Annotated in this window: 23 protein-coding genes; 18 read left to right on the top strand and 5 right to left on the bottom strand. The window is 52.6% G+C overall.

Going from position 1 to position 17,189, the window contains the following annotated elements; translation table 11 throughout:
• Positions 1-87 precede the first annotated feature (87 nt).
• The 4 genes from RB297_RS25960 (at position 88) to RB297_RS25945 (ending at position 2,760) form a co-directional block, all read left to right on the top strand.
• The gene (locus RB297_RS25960) at positions 88-411 is read left to right on the top strand and encodes an STAS domain-containing protein (protein WP_009594079.1); all 324 of its coding nucleotides are present in this window, start codon (positions 88-90) and stop codon (positions 409-411) included.
• A gap of 32 nt (positions 412-443) precedes the next feature.
• Complete coding sequence (gene rsbW, locus RB297_RS25955; protein ID WP_015737478.1) at positions 444-893, top strand: anti-sigma B factor RsbW; 450 nt, start codon at positions 444-446, stop codon at positions 891-893.
• Positions 890-1,660 (top strand): sigma-70 family RNA polymerase sigma factor, encoded by a 771-nt coding sequence (locus tag RB297_RS25950; protein ID WP_375121783.1) that lies wholly within the window; start codon positions 890-892, stop codon positions 1,658-1,660. The genes rsbW and RB297_RS25950 overlap by 4 nt, the downstream gene beginning before the upstream one ends.
• 122 nt (positions 1,661-1,782) lie before the next feature.
• On the top strand, positions 1,783-2,760 hold the full coding sequence (locus RB297_RS25945; RefSeq protein ID WP_375121782.1) for a magnesium transporter CorA family protein: 978 nt from the start codon (positions 1,783-1,785) through the stop codon (positions 2,758-2,760).
• A gap of 99 nt (positions 2,761-2,859) precedes the next feature.
• On the opposite strand, the gene RB297_RS25940 is transcribed toward RB297_RS25945, so the two are convergent.
• The 3 genes from RB297_RS25940 to RB297_RS25930 form a co-directional block, all read right to left on the bottom strand.
• Positions 2,860-3,291, bottom strand: a complete 432-nt coding sequence (locus tag RB297_RS25940) for a DUF5665 domain-containing protein (protein WP_036663874.1) — start codon at positions 3,289-3,291, stop codon at positions 2,860-2,862.
• Positions 3,292-3,425: 134 nt separating this feature from the next.
• Positions 3,426-3,836 (bottom strand): YtxH domain-containing protein, encoded by a 411-nt coding sequence (locus tag RB297_RS25935; RefSeq protein ID WP_009594054.1) that lies wholly within the window; start codon positions 3,834-3,836, stop codon positions 3,426-3,428.
• Positions 3,837-3,884: 48 nt separating this feature from the next.
• Positions 3,885-4,142: a GlsB/YeaQ/YmgE family stress response membrane protein gene (locus RB297_RS25930; protein ID WP_015737475.1), complete on the bottom strand. Its 258-nt coding sequence runs from the start codon at positions 4,140-4,142 to the stop codon at positions 3,885-3,887.
• Between the two features lie 281 nt (positions 4,143-4,423).
• On the opposite strand from RB297_RS25930, the gene RB297_RS25925 reads away from it, so the two are divergent.
• The gene (locus tag RB297_RS25925) at positions 4,424-5,428 is read left to right on the top strand and encodes an asparaginase (RefSeq protein WP_096776952.1); all 1,005 of its coding nucleotides are present in this window, start codon (positions 4,424-4,426) and stop codon (positions 5,426-5,428) included.
• A gap of 65 nt (positions 5,429-5,493) precedes the next feature.
• Positions 5,494-6,213: a pirin family protein gene (locus tag RB297_RS25920; RefSeq protein ID WP_213580976.1), complete on the top strand. Its 720-nt coding sequence runs from the start codon at positions 5,494-5,496 to the stop codon at positions 6,211-6,213.
• Between the two features lie 106 nt (positions 6,214-6,319).
• Here RB297_RS25920 and RB297_RS25915 read toward each other — a convergent pair whose 3' ends face one another.
• Positions 6,320-6,547, bottom strand: coding sequence for a DUF1128 domain-containing protein (locus RB297_RS25915; protein ID WP_015737472.1), 228 nt, complete (start codon positions 6,545-6,547; stop codon positions 6,320-6,322).
• Between the two features lie 178 nt (positions 6,548-6,725).
• On the opposite strand from RB297_RS25915, the gene yyaC reads away from it, so the two are divergent.
• The 5 genes from yyaC (at position 6,726) to RB297_RS25890 (ending at position 12,938) form a co-directional block, all read left to right on the top strand.
• Positions 6,726-7,265, top strand: coding sequence for a spore protease YyaC (gene yyaC, locus RB297_RS25910; RefSeq protein WP_192570565.1), 540 nt, complete (start codon positions 6,726-6,728; stop codon positions 7,263-7,265).
• A gap of 106 nt (positions 7,266-7,371) precedes the next feature.
• Positions 7,372-8,163 (top strand): alpha/beta fold hydrolase, encoded by a 792-nt coding sequence (locus RB297_RS25905; RefSeq protein ID WP_192570566.1) that lies wholly within the window; start codon positions 7,372-7,374, stop codon positions 8,161-8,163.
• A gap of 340 nt (positions 8,164-8,503) precedes the next feature.
• Complete coding sequence (locus RB297_RS25900) at positions 8,504-9,196, top strand: DUF6483 family protein (RefSeq protein WP_375121781.1); 693 nt, start codon at positions 8,504-8,506, stop codon at positions 9,194-9,196.
• A gap of 27 nt (positions 9,197-9,223) precedes the next feature.
• Positions 9,224-10,414 carry a class I SAM-dependent methyltransferase gene (locus RB297_RS25895; protein WP_176502548.1) on the top strand — a complete coding sequence of 397 codons (1,191 nt, stop codon included), beginning with the start codon at positions 9,224-9,226 and terminating at the stop codon, positions 10,412-10,414.
• A gap of 364 nt (positions 10,415-10,778) precedes the next feature.
• Positions 10,779-12,938 carry an O-antigen ligase family protein gene (locus RB297_RS25890; protein WP_375121780.1) on the top strand — a complete coding sequence of 720 codons (2,160 nt, stop codon included), beginning with the start codon at positions 10,779-10,781 and terminating at the stop codon, positions 12,936-12,938.
• Positions 12,939-13,176: 238 nt separating this feature from the next.
• On the opposite strand, the gene RB297_RS25885 is transcribed toward RB297_RS25890, so the two are convergent.
• Positions 13,177-13,491, bottom strand: a complete 315-nt coding sequence (locus RB297_RS25885) for a hypothetical protein (RefSeq protein WP_009594078.1) — start codon at positions 13,489-13,491, stop codon at positions 13,177-13,179.
• Between the two features lie 163 nt (positions 13,492-13,654).
• On the opposite strand from RB297_RS25885, the gene uptA reads away from it, so the two are divergent.
• From uptA to RB297_RS25850, 7 genes are all read left to right on the top strand, one after another.
• The gene (uptA, locus tag RB297_RS25880) at positions 13,655-14,266 is read left to right on the top strand and encodes an undecaprenyl phosphate transporter UptA (protein WP_096776959.1); all 612 of its coding nucleotides are present in this window, start codon (positions 13,655-13,657) and stop codon (positions 14,264-14,266) included.
• A 3-nt stretch (positions 14,267-14,269) separates the two neighbouring features.
• On the top strand, positions 14,270-14,836 hold the full coding sequence (locus tag RB297_RS25875; protein WP_096776960.1) for a thioredoxin family protein: 567 nt from the start codon (positions 14,270-14,272) through the stop codon (positions 14,834-14,836).
• Between the two features lie 2 nt (positions 14,837-14,838).
• Positions 14,839-15,477, top strand: coding sequence for an MBL fold metallo-hydrolase (locus RB297_RS25870; RefSeq protein WP_015737464.1), 639 nt, complete (start codon positions 14,839-14,841; stop codon positions 15,475-15,477).
• Positions 15,478-15,657: 180 nt separating this feature from the next.
• A complete protein-coding gene (locus RB297_RS25865) occupies positions 15,658-15,849 on the top strand; it encodes a hypothetical protein (RefSeq protein WP_009594128.1) in 192 nt (63 codons plus the stop codon).
• 237 nt (positions 15,850-16,086) lie between these two features.
• Entirely contained in the window at positions 16,087-16,644 is a 558-nt protein-coding gene (gene sigY / locus RB297_RS25860) for an RNA polymerase sigma factor SigY (protein WP_096776962.1), read from the top strand.
• Positions 16,628-16,966 (top strand): YxlC family protein, encoded by a 339-nt coding sequence (locus RB297_RS25855; RefSeq protein ID WP_096776963.1) that lies wholly within the window; start codon positions 16,628-16,630, stop codon positions 16,964-16,966. The genes sigY and RB297_RS25855 overlap by 17 nt, the downstream gene beginning before the upstream one ends.
• On the top strand, positions 16,963-17,172 hold the full coding sequence (locus RB297_RS25850; protein WP_009594077.1) for a hypothetical protein: 210 nt from the start codon (positions 16,963-16,965) through the stop codon (positions 17,170-17,172). Before RB297_RS25855 ends, RB297_RS25850 begins: the two co-directional genes overlap by 4 nt.
• Positions 17,173-17,189: the final 17 nt, after the last annotated feature.

The raw sequence follows: 17,189 nt of genomic DNA, 5'->3' as shown, positions 1-17,189 counted from the left end.
GCGCGCCTTGATCCCTCGTTAACCTGTTTCAACAAGCGAGATAACGGGTTATGTAAAGGGAAAACAAATGATTGGGAGAGAGTGTCTATGAATACAAAAACGAATGATAAGTTCAATGCCAAAACCCAAATGAACGAGGGCGTATGCACTGTATTTTTGAGCGGTGAACTTGATTTGTCCGTCGCTCCGGATTTTCGATTGGTAATGGAGCCTCTTGTCGGCAATTCCGAAGTAGACTTGATCGTCAACATGAAGGACATGACATATATTGATAGTACGGGCATTGGTATTCTTCTGTCGATACTGAAAGCCAGACATGGCATGGAAGCACGCTTTGCAGTTGAGGAAGTTCCGCCGCAAATTCAAAAGCTGTTCGATATGACGGGTATTGCGAAGTTCTTTCAGTCGTAAGAAGAATTCCCAATAGGAAAGGATCGAAAAGAATGAATTCAGATGTACAAAGAATAACACTTAATTTGCCTGCCAGTGCTGAATACGTGGATATTGTAAGGTTGAATCTATACGGGATAGCTTCCAAGATGGGCTTTTCCTATGAAGAGATCGAAGATATGAAGGTTGCGGTGTCGGAGGCCTGTAACAACTCGGTTTTATATGCTTATAGCCAGGAAGGCGGAATGGTAGAGGTTTTATTTCAAGTGACCGGCGAGTCGCTATCCATTACGGTCAGAGACGAAGGGGAGAGTTTCGACAGTGTGGGGGCGGTTGGCGATCGTACACTTCATGATAAAGATCTCAGCGAGGTCCAAATCGGAGGACTTGGCTTCTACCTGATGGAGGCGCTTATGGACGAGGTGAGCGTGACAAACCAGGCTGGAAAGGGAACCGAGGTTACGCTGACGAAGCGGCTCGCAAGAAGCGAGGAGCCAGTATGAGTGATAAGGCGACTCCCCAAGAGTCCAGAGATGAAGCAGTTCATTTAATAGAACAGTATCAGCAGATGAAGGATAACGATATCGCAACGGTGCTGATTAAAAAATATGAACCGATGGTCAAGATGGCAGCAGGCAAAATTGCCCGGAATCGGCCCGATCTGTATGAGGATTTATATCAGGTTGGTCAAATGGCATTAATCCGTTTGCTTCAGCAATACGACATTAGCCTGGGGATTCCGTTTGAGCCCTACGCCATGAAGAGTATGATCGGGCATATGAAAAACTTCCTCCGCGATAAATCATGGTACATTCAAGTGCCAAGACGAATCAAGGAGAAGGGGGCCTTGGTCCAGCAAGCGATTGATGAATTAATGGTGAAGCTTGAACGATCTCCTGATGTGAATGAGATTGCATCCTACCTGGATCTTTCCGTTGAGGAAACCGTTGAAGTGTTGGCGGGAAGGGAATGCTATCATTATGTATCATTGGATTCCCCATTGTCTCAGGAAGAAACCGGGGCCACGCTTGGAGAGCTGATCAGTTCGGACGTGAACGACTTTGATTCCGTCGAGAAGCGCATGGATCTTCAACAGGCGATGAGCCAGCTGAAGGAGCAGGAGCAGAAGGTGCTGCTGCTGGCATTTCAGGAGGGGCAGTCCCAACGAGCGATCGCTCAAAGGTTAGGTGTGTCGCAAATGAGTGTCTCGCGTATCCAGAAGCGGGCAACGGAAAAACTGAAGCAAATCATGTCCAATTCTTCGTATTGATATGGACAAGCTTCGTAGAGACAGACGTATAGCAACATAAGGCACGCTTCCTCCATCACGGGAATGCGTGCCTTTTTTGAAACCTAATATCCGTATTTATCGAAGGGAGTGGCAAGGAAATCATGCTTGGGCCGGATACGACAGAAGGTCAGGATATTTATGATTTTGCGGGGAGGTGGCAATGGCACGATGTCCGAACGGATAACTGGCAATCCTCCTGGATCGGCGAGCTTCGGTCACGCTATCCTTATACAGCCGAATGGTTTAATCTGGCACCGTCGTTAAAGGAGCGGAATTACTTATCCGTTCGTTTCAAGGATGGGGTGGAGGCGGTCATTATGGGGTCCATGCTTTATAAGGTTACGAATGAACACGAGCATCATAAGTCGGAACAGTTCTATTTCTATGTGGATGCTCAAGTGCTGATCACCATTAATTTGGATGAGCATACCCGCAGCGTGATGGCCAAGGCCGATAGAGCCTCGATGCTTCATCAATGCGAGCGGCCCGTAGACGGCCTGTTTGTATTGGCCCGGGCCATTCTGCATTATTACCATGCAGGAATGGATCAATTCGAACATAACCTGCGTCTTGTCGAAAAGGATATGCGTACACGCAACCGAAGATCTTTAATGGATAACATTCTCTCGTCAAGGTTTGAGCTGCTGGAATGGAGCAACCTGTTTATTCCTTTTCAGGAGCTGATCGCTGCGGCGAAGGAGGGGTATCACGGCGAGCTGGATGCCAGCCGCTCGTTTCAACAGCTCCTGCATCGAGTAGAAAGAATGGAAAGGCTGATTTATCACTATGAGCGCGAAATCGATACGCTGGTATCCATAGATGATGCCATCTCGGCGTTCCGCGGCAATGAAATCATGAAGACCTTGACCATCTTTACGGTCGTATTCACACCGGCAACCGTGATCGGAGCCGTATGGGGCATGAATTTCGAAAACTTGCCCGGCATTAAGACGTTCTGGGGCTTCACGGCAGTCATTGGCTTCACCCTGCTCTGGACCGGAGGGATGTACCTTTGGATGCGTGCGAAGGGATGGACGGGGGACCTGCTTCAAGTAAAGTCCAAAAACAGGAATATTTGAGTGCGAAGTACACGATTGCATAAGAAGTGCAGCAATAACTCATCACAATCGCCCGGTAACCGTTAAAGGTACCGGGCTTGTTCAGGTAATAGAGACGAATTAGGATTTGGATTGTTCAATATATCCCTGCAGGTTCGAGATGAAATCCCCTATCATCGGCACATTGACAAAGAAGCTGAGAATATAACCCAGAAGACCCAGCACGAGAGCCGTGCCAAGGGTTAAGCCCAACCCCCGGGCCAGGCCGGCAGTGAGGTTGGCAATGATGCGTTTCTTGGGATTCATGTAATTATCGATCATGTCTTTCATTTCGGACTTCTCCAGCGTGGCGGCGATTTTGTCCAGTCGCGTGTTCAATTTCTTCACTTCGTGCCTAAGCTCAAAGGGATGCTCTTGCACCTCATCCGCCTCTTTCGAGTGTCTTTCCCTGGACGATTCGGATTGCACTCGTTGTTCCTCGTTTCGTGTCGAACGACTGCCGCTTCGGGTTGAGAAGCCGGAGCCGCCATGATATGGGTTTGCTTTACTCATGAAATATCCCCGCTTTCCAGGCAGATGCGCCGTTTCATTTCACTTCGGAATCCATACTATGTGGATAAGACAACGTGCCGGATCTGGCACAAAAATAGCCAGCTGCGTCAGCTGGCTATTCGTGACCCTACGAATTAATAATTCGTTGTCGTTTTCATTTCACGGCTGACTTCGGAAGAGGTGTCCATCGCTTTATCCTTCACATCTTTGGAAGCACTTGAAACCTCGCTCGACACGTCTGCCGATGCTTCCTTGACGCTGGACATAATGCTTTGGCGGCCTTCGTTCACGGTGGCCATGACATCGGAGGCTTTGCTTCCTACCGTTTTTGCCAGTTCAGAAGCTTTATCGCCTACGGTATAAGCGACTTCTTTGGTTTTATCCGACACCATGCTCAGCTTCTCGGATAAATCCCCGCGAAGCTCGCGGCCTGGCTTTGGAGCGAACAACAGAGCTGCCGCCGCTCCGACCAAGGCACCGATAAAAGCACCTTTGAAGAATGTGGAACCGCTTTGTACTGGATATTCTTGTTCTGCGTTATTCATAACTTTCACTCCTTTTAGTTAATATAAAAATGAATATAAACACGAGGATCAGGCTGTGCGTCTAAACAACTTGGCAACAAGACCGAGCAGGAATACAAAGATGGCCGTACCGATGATTGCGGGCACAATGGCAAATCCGCCTATGACAGGACCCCAAGCTCCGAAGAGCCACGGTCCGAGCCATGCGCCTATGAAACCTGCGATCATGGAACCGATAATTCCGCCCGGCATTTCATGACCAACCAGCGCATCCCCGATTATCCCGATGATGATTGCCATCACGATGCTGATGATGATTCCCCACATACGATCGCCTCCTTTTTCAGAGCAATGTGTTTCGAGTGGGCTTGCTTATCTCGTAATTAAACGCAAGGCCACACCATGAAACAGGAGACGTGCAAAACGGGAGATAAATGAAATGTCCGTCCTCTATGGAACGTATCCTGCTGTCAATTGCCCTTTTTTGTACTATACTGAATACAGATTCGCAATCATTCTCGAATAAGCGTGATCTCGGGGAGATGCAAGCATACAGGCTTCTCAAGGCATCATACGTAACAGACGGTATATAGAAGGAGTTATTCAACATGGACACTGTATTGGTGAAGGAATATCGGGCGGACATCTTGGAGTGCGTCCACAATGGACATATATGTATTGTGAATGAACAAGGTAAGGTCGAGGCTTATGCGGGAGATCCGGATTATGTCGCATTTACGCGTTCTTCGGCCAAGCCGATGCAGGCGATTCCTTCCATTCGCGGCGGGCTGGTCGATCATTACGGACTGTCCGATGAGGAAATTGCGATCATGACGGCTTCGCATCGTGCGGAGCAGGCTCATGTGGAAGTGTTGGAGCGTTTTGCACGCAAGGCGGGCATCAGCGAAACCCACATGGTGTGCGCATCCAGCTGGCCGCTGGACGAAGGAAGCAAAGAAACACTTTTGCGAGGCGGCGGCGAGAAAAGTAAATGGTACCATAACTGCTCCGGCAAGCATTATGGCATGCTGGCCTACTGCCAGATGGCGGGATATCCGTTGACGGGATACGATCAGCCGGAACATCCGCTGCAGCAAGAAATCCTTCGGACGGTCGCCTATTTGGCGGGATTGGCTCCCGGCGATGTGAAACTGGGAACCGATGGATGCGGACTGCCGGTATTCGCCATGCCGCTCCGCGCTTTGGCAACAGCCTACATGAAGCTTGCATGCCCGGACCTCATAGAGGACGAGCCGACGCGAAAGGCGGTCATGCAAATCACAAAGGCCATGCATGCAGCCCCTTATATGGTGGCGGGTAAACACAAAGTGGATACCCTTCTTCTGGAAGATCCTAATATTGTGGCCAAGGGCGGCTTCAAGGGAGTGTACTGTTTCGGCCTTAAGAAGGAGCGGCTCGGCATCTCTTTCAAAATTTCGGACGGCTCCGAGGAAGAATGGGGCTGGATCGCGGAGTCCATATTGGAACAAATCGGCTATGGCAGCAAAGCGACCATCGAACGGCTGAAAGCTGCATATCCTAAGGATTTATATAATGATGAGGGTCTTCGAGTAGGCAGGGTAGAAACCGGATTTAAGCTGCTCCGCGCTTAAAGGCGACTGATTAGACCGGAAACCGCCGGGGTATTGAATAGTAAAAAAGGCGGAGGTGACCGGCCATGATTAAAATCATGACGGCAGCGGAAAGACATACTACCCATGAAGACGGTATTCACAGCGAATTCAGCTTTTCTTTTGGTGATTATACAGACCCGCATAACGAGCACTTTGGAAGCCTTCTGGCGCATAATGAATACGTGCTCCAACCGATGGAGGGGTTTGATCGAAGGTTTCATCATGATTTGGTGATTGTGCATTTGGTGCTGGAAGGCACGTTGACGTATGAGGATGATACAGGGAAGGTCATGGAGCTTACACCCGGTACGATTCATGTCGTGAATACAGGCTCCGGCGTGTACCATGCCGAGAGGAATGCCTCATCTTCGGAGGACGTACGCTATCTGGAAATGTGGTTTCTTCCTGCGGAGCCGGGCCTTGAGACCAGTCACCATCAAAGCAATTTCACAAAAGAACAGCAATTGAACCAGATGCTTCCGATCATCGGTTCAGGCAATGGTGAGTCGAGCCTGCCCCAGTCGCTGGATGTTGTGATGTACAGCAGCATACTGGAGACCGGACAAGAACTGACGTACAGTCTGGCCGGGGATCGTAGAATGCATCTATACGTCATAAGCGGTCATGTCGAAATATCATCGGAAGACGGCGTATTCGATATTAAGGCGGGCGATGCGGCAAGGATACAGCGTCGTCATGAGCTGACCTTCCGGGGGAACTCCAGTGAGGGAAGCTCGGAAATGGTTCTTATCGATATGCCATAACGTAAACAGAAAGCCCCGGGATTTGCGAGATTCGCAAGTGCCCGGGGCTTTTGTCATGACAAAAGCGCTTCTTAAGAATACACTCAAAGTACGCGAAGATACCGTCCTACTGGTTTCCGCGGAGCTGTCCAAGCTCGGATACAACGGCTTCCACTTCCGAAATACTAAGATTCTGTTTATTCATGACCATATCGTACAGATCATAAATATCATCATATTGGTTAACCGAGAAGGCAGAGGCCTGCATGGCAGCGCCTGTAGCCATCCGTAGCTTCGTTTTAATCTGTTCGATCATATACTCGACATTGGCTTGGGATTTTTCACTCAAATCCATGGAATAACACCATCCTCTCTTAGGCGGATTTACGATTTTCATCCCTGTATTGTAACATGTTAGCGTGCGGCTCGACCAATGTTTTTGCCATCGGTGAGGAAGATAGGTTAAAATCAGAAAAAAACGCTTCACCGTCAGCGATGCTAATCATCGAACCATTTAATCAAGGAGGTCCGTCATGAGCGAACAAGCCGGCAAGACGCCAAGCGCGCATGCTGCCAAAGCCAAGATGTCGGGCCATGAACTGGCCGGTTTTTTTCAGGGGATTTCGCGGCGCCATGCGCTGGGCAGCATCGTATTTTTATGTATTGGCACCGACCGTTCCACAGGTGACGCGCTCGGTCCGTTGACTGGAAGCCGGCTTGTGGAATACGGTTTTCCGCAGGTGATCGGCACGCTGCCCGAACCATGTGATGCTTTCAATCTTGAGGCAAAGCTTCAAGGCATACCCGAGGATCAGGTGGTTATTGCCATTGATGCTTGCTTGGGACAATCCTCTTCCGTCGGTTATTTCTTTACAAGCGAAGGTCCGCTGGCGCCGGCCCAATCCGTCGGCGGGAAGCTGCCGGCAGTGGGAGACTACAGCGTGGCAGCGGTCGTGAACGTTCATGGACCGAAGCCGTATTGGACCCTCCAAGTGACGTCCCTTTACCAGGTCATGGGAATGGCGGAGCAGATAGCGAAGCAAGCCGCTGCGGCCTTTGGCCTTAGGCCGTAAGACACGCGTTTCAACCGGGGTTGTTTTAGTTTAATAATAGTTCATTCTTTATAAAATAATGGGTGTCTATCCAAGGGCATCGCTGAATAGAAAGAAGGGTATCGCTATGGAAAAAGTACAATGCAACGGCAGCACGATTTGCTACGTGGATCAGGGACAAGGTGAGCCGGTCATTCTGCTTCACGGTTTCTGCGGAAGCTCCGCCTATTGGGAACAGGTACTGCCATATCTTCAAGGTTTCAGAGTCATTGTACCGGATCTCCGGGGTCACGGGCGGTCTGATGCACCGATGGGATCGTATACCATCGAACAAATGGCGGACGACGTCCTGCTATTGATGGATGAGCTCGATATTCCGAAGGCGGCGTTGCTCGGTCATTCCCTCGGAGGATATATAGCGCTCTCCTTCGCCCAGCGCTACGCTTCTCGATTGAACGGCTTTGGCCTGATCCATTCTACGGGCTATCCGGATTCGGATGAAGCGAAGGAGAAACGGGTGAAAGCGGTCAGCGCCATCCAAGGGGAGGGCATTACGGCTTTTGTTGACGGATTGGTGCCGGGCCTGTTTGCTCCGGATACGAAGGAAACCAAGCCGGAATGCATTCAGCGGGCGAAGGAGATCGGTTACCTTACGCCGCCGCAAGGTGCGATAGGGGCGGCGCTGGCCATGCGCGAGCGTCCGGACCGGCGCGATGTGCTCTCGGCTTCCACGCTGCCGATCCTGCTTGTAGCAGGAGAGAAGGACGGCTTGATTCCGGCGGAGCGCACCTTTACCACAGACCATGACAACGTAACCCGGATCGTGATCGAGGGCGCGGGTCATATGAGTATGATGGAGACGCCCGAGAAGCTCGGCGAAGTCATTTCCTCTTTCATGGGACGGCTGGAGCAAGAATAAATCCATATCGTTTATAATAAACGGATACTCCTATTGCGGGGTATCCGTTTGTTGCATTGTGGGCTGCAGTTGCAGTGGCCCCTCCATCGTTTCCGGACCCCGATTGAACAAAGCGTGAACGAGGCAGAAGGGCGGCTACTGGAATTCTGGTCCCGGATAGCCTACAATTTAATCGTGATCCGGATTGGAATAGACTCGGCATGAATGCGCCTGCAGGGGATTCACCGAAGCTGCCTGGCATGCCGGTCCTAAGTTCCTCGGCAGCGGGAATTGCCGGAAGGTTAAAGATGAGGTCAACAATTCGCTGCATCCGGCACGGATGCAGGTTGGGGGCGAGTGCATGTTTCGCAGGGATTATCTTGTGCGGCTTATTGAGGATATGACACAGATGATAGCCAAAGTGTTTTCGCTCAAGCAGGAGCGCAAGCACACCGAAGCTTTATGGGAGCTGGATGAGCTTTTTAAACGGCAGTTCCGACTGAATTCAGGGCTGCTTCGCTCCTTGTCCGCAGCCGATATCGAGCAGCTTTTTCGCAATCATGGTTATCTGGAAGCGGACAAGCTGCAGAGTGCCGCAAGGCTGATGGAAGAGGAAGCGTCGCTGCTGCTCGAGCTTGAGCGCGAAGAAGAAGCCGTTATGCTCTATACCAAGGTCTTTCAGTTATATTTGAAGTCAGCCCTGCAAGGGGCGGATCCGAAACTGATCGGGTTGACGGAACGGATCGCTCTGCTGAAAGAACGTTTAAGGGCTTACGCGTGGCCCGAAACGGCGATGCTGGATTATTATGCGTATACGGAGCAGCAGGGGATGTTCGCGGAAGCGGAGAATACCCTGTACCAACTGCTGGATAGCGGTAAGATCGAATATGACGAAGGCGTAAGGTTCTATCAAAGATTGCAGCAGAAACGGCCCGAGGATTTGGCAAAAGGCGGGCTTCCGCTGGAGGAAGTCGAGGAAGGAATGGACGAGCTCCGCCGCCGTTTTCCGCATGCGGCGGTGGACGGAGACAAACCGTTTCCCGGCCTCGATTAACCTGTCTATAACATAAAAGAAAGCGAGATGTACCTTTTGGATGCATTAAGAAAATTGATTCATAACATCATGGAAGAAGCATCATTGATTACGGCTACGCTAAGCCAGCTTCGCAAGCGGGAAGGCATGACCTACAGCAAAGTAACGGTTAAGCCCGTAGAGCTCAAGAACAAGCTGCACTATCAGTTCGCCTATTATTCCGCAACCAAGGTCACCCATCAGAATGTGCCGGCGGATGAGGCGGAGGCCGTACTGTTGGATATGTTCGAAAATGTATTCCGGCAAGCGATGATCTATACGCCGGAAGCGGACTATCAGGTTCTGATTTCGAAGAAATACAAGGTTTCGATTCTGACCAAATCCGCTTCGAAGACCAAAACGGATTTGTCGCATAACCGGAAAAAGACCTACATTCTTGAAGAGGGAGAGCCGGTTCCGTTTCTGGTGGAGCTGGGCATCATGAGCGAGGATGGCAAAGTATTTGCCCGCAGATACGATAAATTTAAACAGATCAACCGCTTCTTGGAGATGGTGGAGGATGTCCTTCCTCATCTGCCGGAGGACCGTCCGCTTACGATCGTCGATTTCGGCTGCGGCAAATCCTATCTGACCTTCGCTTTGTATCACTATTTGGCGGTAACCGCGCGCAGAAAGCTGAATATTGTCGGATTGGATCTCAAGGCGGATGTCATCGAACACTGCAGTATGCTGGCGAAAAAACTGAATTATACCCAATTGCGGTTTCTTGTCGGCGACATTGCGGATTATGACGAACTGGAGCAGGTGGATATGGTGGTCACGCTGCATGCATGCGACACCGCAACCGATGCGGCGCTGGAAAAAGCGGTCCGCTGGGGGGCTTCGGTGATTCTGTCGGTGCCTTGCTGCCAGCACGAGCTGTTCGCCCAAGTCCAGAGCCCAGTCATGGAGCCGCTGCTGTCCCACGGCATACTGAAGGAACGCTTCTCGGCGCTGGCCACGGACGCCATTCGGGCCAAGCTTCTCGACCTGATGGGATACAAGACGCAGCTGCTGGAGTTTATCGATATGGAACATACGCCCAAGAATATTTTGATCCGTGCGGTCAGCGGTTCTGCCGGAGACCGGAATAAACTATGGCAGGAGTATACCGCGTTTCGCGATTTTTTAAGCGCCTCGCCGTACCTTGAACGGGCTTGCAAGGACCTGCTCCCGAATACGGAAATGGAATCGCGTTGAACCGGATTGGCGATGAACGTGCGAGCGCGCACGTTCATCGCTTTTTTGATGGGAAATAGGAACTTTGAAGCCGGTCTTCCAGTTATCGCAAGGTAATCAACATCCAAACGCGGTCATTCTTCTAAAGAATGTACGTCGATGGACGTTTTTCTTGCGATGGCAATCAAAGCCTTGATCCAGGGAATCGTGCGGCCCTTACCGCACCAGATGTGATCGCCAACATTGAATCAAGAATAACGCCGACCGTCCTGGTCCACAATGGCTATTAGGCGGGTTTCATGTTCGGCACGCGGAGGAGCGGGAGCGTGCAAGTGGCAGAAACGGAGAAGGGTTACGCATTCTTTCTTGAACGGGGCGTGGTGTAATGGCATCGAATACCCTGCATCGTGTTTGCGGGATGATGCTGATCGGGCTGGGGCTTGCGGCCAGTATCCGGAGCGGAATGTTTTTTGACGAGGATATATATTGGATCGGAGCGGGTTTCGGCGTGCTTCTGCTGCTCATGACGGGAGCCGATTGGCATGGTGCCGTTCAAGGCCGAAAGAATCATGGCATGGGAAAACTGCCGGAGGCGGTTCCTTCGGACAGAGAATTGCGGGTGGTTCTTGGCTGCATCTGCGCAATCCTTCTCATCTACGTCTTTCACGGGATAGGGCGCCCCCTCTCTCTGGAAGGCACGATGAAGGAAATCATCCTGTGGGGAAGCTATGGTTCTTTTGCCATTGCTGCTTGGCGCGCGTGCCGTACAGGCCCCGGCTTACGCATCATGCATGCCGGCTGGCATCTGCTGGGCGCCGTGCTGTGCGGCAGCGCCTTGCTTGCCGTATACGGGCTTATGGAGCTGCCGTATGGGATCTATCATACGGCGGATGCGGACATTAGCGCGACCGGCGCGAGGCTTGGCGGCCTGCTTCAATACCCGAACACGTTCGGGGCGGTGATGGCCGCCTTTTTGCTGGAGCGGCTGTTCGCGCTGCCGTCCGTCCTGCGGAACCGGACGGGCACGCTCCGCGCAGCGGCTGCGCTGCTGCCGCTTGCGCCCTATACCGCCGCGCTGCTCCTGACGGAGTCGCGCGGCGCCTGGCTCGCGGCCGCTCTTGCGTGCGCGGCCGGCTTCGCCAAGGAGCGGCGTGCCTTGGCGCCGCTCCTGGTGGCTGCCGCCGCGCCTGTGGCGAGCGCGGCGCTGCTGTACCGCCAGCTGGCGGATGCCAGGCTGGCGCCAGCCGTGCTGCCCGGCTTGCTGTGGCTGGCCGGGCTGTGGGCCGGCGGCGTCCTCGCCGGCCTGCTGCTGTGCCGCTGGCGGCACAGCGGGGGGCCCGGGCGGCGTTATGCCGCGCCCGGGGCCCTGGGAGCTGCGGCCTTGCTGGCAGCCGCAGCGATTGTCGTGATCCTGCTCCAGGTGCAGGATCGGACCTTAGGCGGCGCGGCAACGCTCAGCGCGCGCCGCCTCATGTACAGCGACGCCTGGCAGCTGGCCCGGTCGTCGCCGTGGCTGGGACGGGGAGGGGAGACGTGGCGGCAATCCTACCTTGCCATTCAGTCCCAGCCCTATGTGGGTGCCGAGGTGCATAATGGATATATGGATATCCTGTTGAATACGGGAATCATTGGGCTGCTGCTTGTCCTTATTTTGGTTATCTTTATGGTTGCAAGGCTCATCGCGGCAAGCTCCCGATTCATGCCCCCCGCCCTCGTGCTGATCGGACATGCGTCCGTGGATTTCGATTGGGGCTTCGGGCTAGTATGGCTGCTCCTATTGTGGCTTACGGTAATGGGCTTGGCCGGGGGTTCCCCCGATGAGGCGCCTCAGCATGGATCTATGGCAACTCGGCTAACCCGGCCGTTCAAACGATGGAATCAACTGCAAGCCGGCTATGAAGGGGAGCGGGCCCCTTCCCTGCTGCGACGGCTCAGGGTTGTGGCCATTCTCCCGCTCGCGGCTTGGACTTTCCTCGCCGCGGCGCTGGGCATCAGCGAGCTTCAAGAGCGATGGGCCGCATCGGAGACGCCAGGCCGGCAGATCCTGCTCCTCCGATCCTCGTTAAAGTGGAACCCCGCCAATACGGATGCGGCCATAAAGCTCTCGGCATGGCTTCCCCCAAGCGAGCAGATTCCGCTGCTGAAACGAAGCATGGTGCATGCGCCGAATCACCCGGGTTTAAGCTGGAAGCTGGCAGAAGGTTATTCCCTAAAAGGCGAATCGGAGGAAGCGGCGGCATGGTTCAAAAGGGGCATCGAACTGGATCGTTTCAATCCGGTCAAGCAAACCCGGGCCGTGCTGAAGCTGGCCGCCCTTGCGGACTGGCACCGCAGGGCGGGAGATTCCGCCGGAGCGGTTGAGGCGGCCCGGGCCGGATGGGATACCTTGAAGCGCTATCGCTTCCTTGCGGCTGCCCTTCATGAGCTTGATCCTTTTCGAAATGACCGTGGCTTTCATCTGTCCGTGCTTGCGGCTCGGCAGGCCAACCGCTTCGATAACACGATGACATGGGGAGAACGGGAGCATGCCGCAAGGCAGCCCTGATATCCGTTATCCCCGCACTGCCTACGGCGAATCATGCCGAATCGCAACCGTTTGCGGCGACTTACCTTGCCCCACATTACGCGGTACCATGAAGGGCGGCATGGCGTTGGCGACGCTCTGCTGGTTCGCCTTAGAACGAACGGTGTAGAATGGACGACCTATCAATCTACGGTTGACGATCCAAATGCAGCCTTTTGTCGTAATTTCTCACGGTGTGACGGGGGAAGAGGGGGGCATGTCATCCCCCGAAGGCATCCCGAAAGGCGGAGGCCAGCTGGCGCTCCGGAACCTGCCAGAGCTCGGCAAGCTCGCCGCAGACGTCTTTTTCCCACCAGTCGCACAGCAGTTTTTTATTGCTGTAGTTTTCGTGAATCCAGATCAGATTTCCGATGACCTTCCGATAATACAATTCTTCTCCTTGCTTCAAGGTTTCCGGAGGAAGGTACAGCTTGAGCCGCTTGGTCGTACGGTATAATTCTTTGCTGCAGGCCCGCCGTATCCCGCGCGGGGAGGGGGGCTTGCTGCCCGGTCGTTTGGCATGGGGAGAATGCATGCTTTAACTCACTCCTTTGCTTCACCATATGTCCCGAAACGGGCGAAAGTCACTGCGCCGCCCATAATTGGGCGCATTATAAGGCATGTAGAAGGCATGTCCCGGGCTGTGTTAGAATAGGCTAGTACTAGAAATCAACGCAGTAGGAAGGCGGGGGACAAGCGTGGAATTCTTTTACGAGGCTGTGGGCCGACTGTTTGAATGGATCCAGCAGCTGGGCTATTTCGGAATCATGCTCGGATTAATGGTGGAGGTCATCCCAAGCGAGATCGTACTCGCCTATGGCGGTTATCTGGTTTCCATGGGTGAGGTTCATTTTATCGGTGCCATGATTTTTGGTACCGTTGGCGGCGTGCTCGCCCAGTTATTCATTTATTGGATCGGCCGTTACGGGGGCAGACCCTTCCTGGAGAAGTACGGGAAGTACATACTGATTAAGAAGAAGCATATCGACTACGCCGAGGAATGGTTCGGCAAGTATGGTACCGGCGTTATATTTACGGCTCGGTTTGTACCGGTGGTAAGACATGCGATTTCCATCCCGGCGGGCATATCCAAAATGCATGTGGGCAGGTTTACGCTGTTGACCACCCTTGCGATTATTCCGTGGACGGCATTATTCTTATACCTCGGATTGCTTCTGGGCGACCAGTGGGAGCATATCGACGAGAAGGCAGGGCCTTACGTTCGGGAAATTCTGCTGGGCGCATTAGCCGTCATGATTCTTTATTTTTTGATAAAATGGATAAAATCAGCGAAGGCGAGGTCGAAATAACGAATGAGTATGAATATGGCAAATCATTTGGGTACGGGCATATCTCCGCAGCAATTCATGGACGGCATGCAGAAGAACCAGGATACGTTCAAGGCAGGCTACGAGCAGTTTAAATGGGAGAATGAAGAGGATCAAGAGTTTTTTGAAAGCCTCAATTTCAGGGATGATCTGCGGGTCCTCATTCTGGCAGCGGATTGGTGCGGCGATGTTGCGCGCAATATCCCTGTCGTATTCCGTGCGATGGAGACCGCGGGGATTGAGACGGAAGTGCTGATTATGGAAGAGAATCTGGACGTCATGGATCAGTTCCTGACCATGGGCGCCCGTTCCATTCCGGTTGTGATCATTTCGGATACCGGGGGACATGTCCTCGGCACATGGGGACCGCGTCCGGCGCACGTTCAGAAGTTTATGATTGAGTTCAAGCAGAACAATCCGGATCGTGAAGCAACGGACTATCAGGACAACCTTGCCGTCACGCGGCAAAGCATCATTCAAGCCTACGGGGAAGGGTATGAGTTTCACGCTGCCATCATTAAGGAATTGCGTGAACTGATGTCAGGGTTTTAATCATGACACTTCATATTGAGACCTTTAATTTAGGACCGCTTCAGACGAATGCATATTTACTGACAGGGCCTGTAGAAGGCAAAGCGATCATTATCGATCCTGGCATGAACCCGGGGCCGCTCGTGAAGCGAATAGCGGATTTGGAGATTGAAGCGATCCTGCTGACCCACGCGCATTTTGACCACATGGGGGGCGTCGAGGAGATCCGCAAGCTGAAGGACTGTCCTGTCTATCTCCACACCTTGGAGAGCGAATGGCTGGCCAGTCCAAAGCTTAACGGTTCGCTGATGTGGCCTCAGGTCACCGGACCGCTGTCCACCGAGCCGGCGGAGTACGATTTGGCCGATGGACTGGAGCTGCAACTGATCGGGCATACCTTCAAGGTCTTTCATACACCGGGCCATTCGCCGGGAAGCGTGAGCTTCAAGTGCGGAAATGACCTGTTTTCCGGCGATGTGCTGTTCCGTCTAGGCGTTGGGCGAACGGATCTTCCGGGCGGCCGTGAGCGCGATTTGGTTGATTCCATTCAGAACACGCTGTATACGTTTGCGGATGAGGTCGTTGTGTACTCCGGCCACGGGCCTCGGACAACCATTGGCTATGAAAAGCAGCGGAATCCTTATGTTCCTGCGAGCAGGTAGGATTACATCCGACATAAATCGGGAAACTTTGTCTGGACAAATATAGACAAGATTGATACAATACGGTTAATTAAATGTTACCCATTGCGAAGCACGCAGACTGTGGAATTCATCCCGGTTTGCGTTCTTTTATTTTATGGGGAGTTTTTTTGGCATGGACGTGATTAGGGGGAAGCGCCAGTGAGAAAAGATCATCTATCGCTGCTGAACGGGAATGTTACAAGAAGCGAAGCGATTGATCGGCAACCGGAGTTCCGCCGGCGGGGCCAGACGGATATTTCATCCGTTGTCTGGGACAGGCTGGTGAAGGATGAAGGGATCGCGCAGCAGCCATGGCATCATCGGCTGCAGGTTATCAGATTGAATCAATAGGTGGACCGCTAACATGACACCCTCATCATGAAGTGAGAAACAATGATCCCTCCGATTGGAGACTGCAGCCGGGTCCACCGGCTGCTTTTTTTTGTTTTTTTACGGATACCATAAGAAATTTCTGAAGCATCCGGAGGTATCTATATAAATTACATCATTTGGCACACGATAAATATAATAACCGTTTGAACGATTGGCTGCAGTTATTCGTATTACAGGCGAAGGCGAAAGAAGGTGATGATTTCAATCATGATCCCTGGCGAAGAGGATTTGATACGACAAGCGCAGTTAGGAGATGCTGCTGCCATGGCGCTGCTGTTCAAGCAGCATTACTCCTTCCTTTATAAATATTTGCTGAAAGTGACGATGGACCCGATGCTTGCCGAAGATACCGCGCAGGATACCATCGTTCGATGCATGGAGAACATGAACCGTTACAACGGGACTTCGTCCTTCTCCTCTTGGATGATTACCATTGCTACCCGTTTGTTCATCGATAATACCCGGCGAAAGAAACGGGAGAAGAAATGGCTGGAGCAGGAGGCGGTTCAGTCGGCAAGGCGGATGCGCTGGCAGATGGAGCGGCGGGGAGAAGACTGGACGGATATGCTGGATGGATTGTCCCGATTATCCGAGGATCATCGGATTGCCATCCTGCTGAAGCACTATTACGGCTACAGCTACGAGGAAATCGGAACGATGCTCGGCATCCCCGAAGGAACGGTGAAATCGCGGACCGCCTACGGCGTTAAACAGCTGCGAAAGGAGATGGGTGACGATGGTCAGAGGACCTGAACATGAGGATGAAAAATGGATTGAAGGATTGAACCAGGAAATGAAGCGGGTGGATCAATTGTTTGAAGATGCGCCATCCCCATCCCTGGAAGGGCTGCATGCGTTGGCCGTTCATACCTTGGAACGCAAACGGAAGCGGATGAAATACGAGTTGCTTCTCTTTCTTCTGGTTGCGCTCTTTATCGTCGGCGGGGGATTGATGGCTGCCTTGGCAGCGCCGATGATCCTGCTGTTTATTCACGGGTTCGGCATGGTCGCGGGGATTTCCGTTCTTGTATTTTCCAAGAGTCTGAGATCTGCCGGAAAGAAGGGAATCCGATGAATGAAGTGAACGAGAGCCCGCTGGTAGTGATCGTCCTTGCCGTTGTGCTGGTGCTGATCCAAGGGACATGGCTTTTCCTGGATGCAAGGAAGCGGGGGCTTGGCAAGATGGCTTGGTTCTGGGGGATATGGGGGTCTACGACGATGCCGTTGCCGCTGCTCTTTTACTGGATATTCGTCATTCGCAAAGACGGCAGTGAGTCTTAAGCTTCTTTATTAAAATA

This window comes from Paenibacillus sp. CR_12 (genome assembly GCF_041953985.1).
GTDB lineage: Bacteria > Bacillota > Bacilli > Paenibacillales > Paenibacillaceae > Paenibacillus_AQ > Paenibacillus_AQ lautus_A.
The sequence above is the reverse complement of the archived record's forward strand: the minus strand, read 5'-3'. Positions and strand labels throughout refer to the sequence as shown.

Coding starts and splice junctions, on each gene's coding strand:
- RB297_RS25935 (WP_009594054.1), bottom strand. CDS start 3,836: ATGAATAACGCAGAACAAGAATATCCAGTACAAAGCGGTTCCACATTC.
- RB297_RS25875 (WP_096776960.1), top strand. CDS start 14,270: ATGAGTATGAATATGGCAAATCATTTGGGTACGGGCATATCTCCGCAG.
- RB297_RS25960 (WP_009594079.1), top strand. CDS start 88: ATGAATACAAAAACGAATGATAAGTTCAATGCCAAAACCCAAATGAAC.
- RB297_RS25940 (WP_036663874.1), bottom strand. CDS start 3,291: ATGAGTAAAGCAAACCCATATCATGGCGGCTCCGGCTTCTCAACCCGA.
- RB297_RS25855 (WP_096776963.1), top strand. CDS start 16,628: ATGGTCAGAGGACCTGAACATGAGGATGAAAAATGGATTGAAGGATTG.
- yyaC (WP_192570565.1), top strand. CDS start 6,726: ATGAGCGAACAAGCCGGCAAGACGCCAAGCGCGCATGCTGCCAAAGCC.
- RB297_RS25895 (WP_176502548.1), top strand. CDS start 9,224: ATGTACCTTTTGGATGCATTAAGAAAATTGATTCATAACATCATGGAA.
- sigY (WP_096776962.1), top strand. CDS start 16,087: ATGATTTCAATCATGATCCCTGGCGAAGAGGATTTGATACGACAAGCG.
- RB297_RS25950 (WP_375121783.1), top strand. CDS start 890: ATGAGTGATAAGGCGACTCCCCAAGAGTCCAGAGATGAAGCAGTTCAT.
- RB297_RS25930 (WP_015737475.1), bottom strand. CDS start 4,142: ATGTGGGGAATCATCATCAGCATCGTGATGGCAATCATCATCGGGATA.
- RB297_RS25915 (WP_015737472.1), bottom strand. CDS start 6,547: ATGGATTTGAGTGAAAAATCCCAAGCCAATGTCGAGTATATGATCGAA.
- RB297_RS25945 (WP_375121782.1), top strand. CDS start 1,783: ATGCTTGGGCCGGATACGACAGAAGGTCAGGATATTTATGATTTTGCG.
- RB297_RS25885 (WP_009594078.1), bottom strand. CDS start 13,491: ATGCATTCTCCCCATGCCAAACGACCGGGCAGCAAGCCCCCCTCCCCG.
- RB297_RS25925 (WP_096776952.1), top strand. CDS start 4,424: ATGGACACTGTATTGGTGAAGGAATATCGGGCGGACATCTTGGAGTGC.
- RB297_RS25900 (WP_375121781.1), top strand. CDS start 8,504: ATGTTTCGCAGGGATTATCTTGTGCGGCTTATTGAGGATATGACACAG.
- rsbW (WP_015737478.1), top strand. CDS start 444: ATGAATTCAGATGTACAAAGAATAACACTTAATTTGCCTGCCAGTGCT.
- RB297_RS25890 (WP_375121780.1), top strand. CDS start 10,779: ATGGCATCGAATACCCTGCATCGTGTTTGCGGGATGATGCTGATCGGG.
- RB297_RS25870 (WP_015737464.1), top strand. CDS start 14,839: ATGACACTTCATATTGAGACCTTTAATTTAGGACCGCTTCAGACGAAT.
- RB297_RS25905 (WP_192570566.1), top strand. CDS start 7,372: ATGGAAAAAGTACAATGCAACGGCAGCACGATTTGCTACGTGGATCAG.
- RB297_RS25850 (WP_009594077.1), top strand. CDS start 16,963: ATGAATGAAGTGAACGAGAGCCCGCTGGTAGTGATCGTCCTTGCCGTT.
- RB297_RS25920 (WP_213580976.1), top strand. CDS start 5,494: ATGATTAAAATCATGACGGCAGCGGAAAGACATACTACCCATGAAGAC.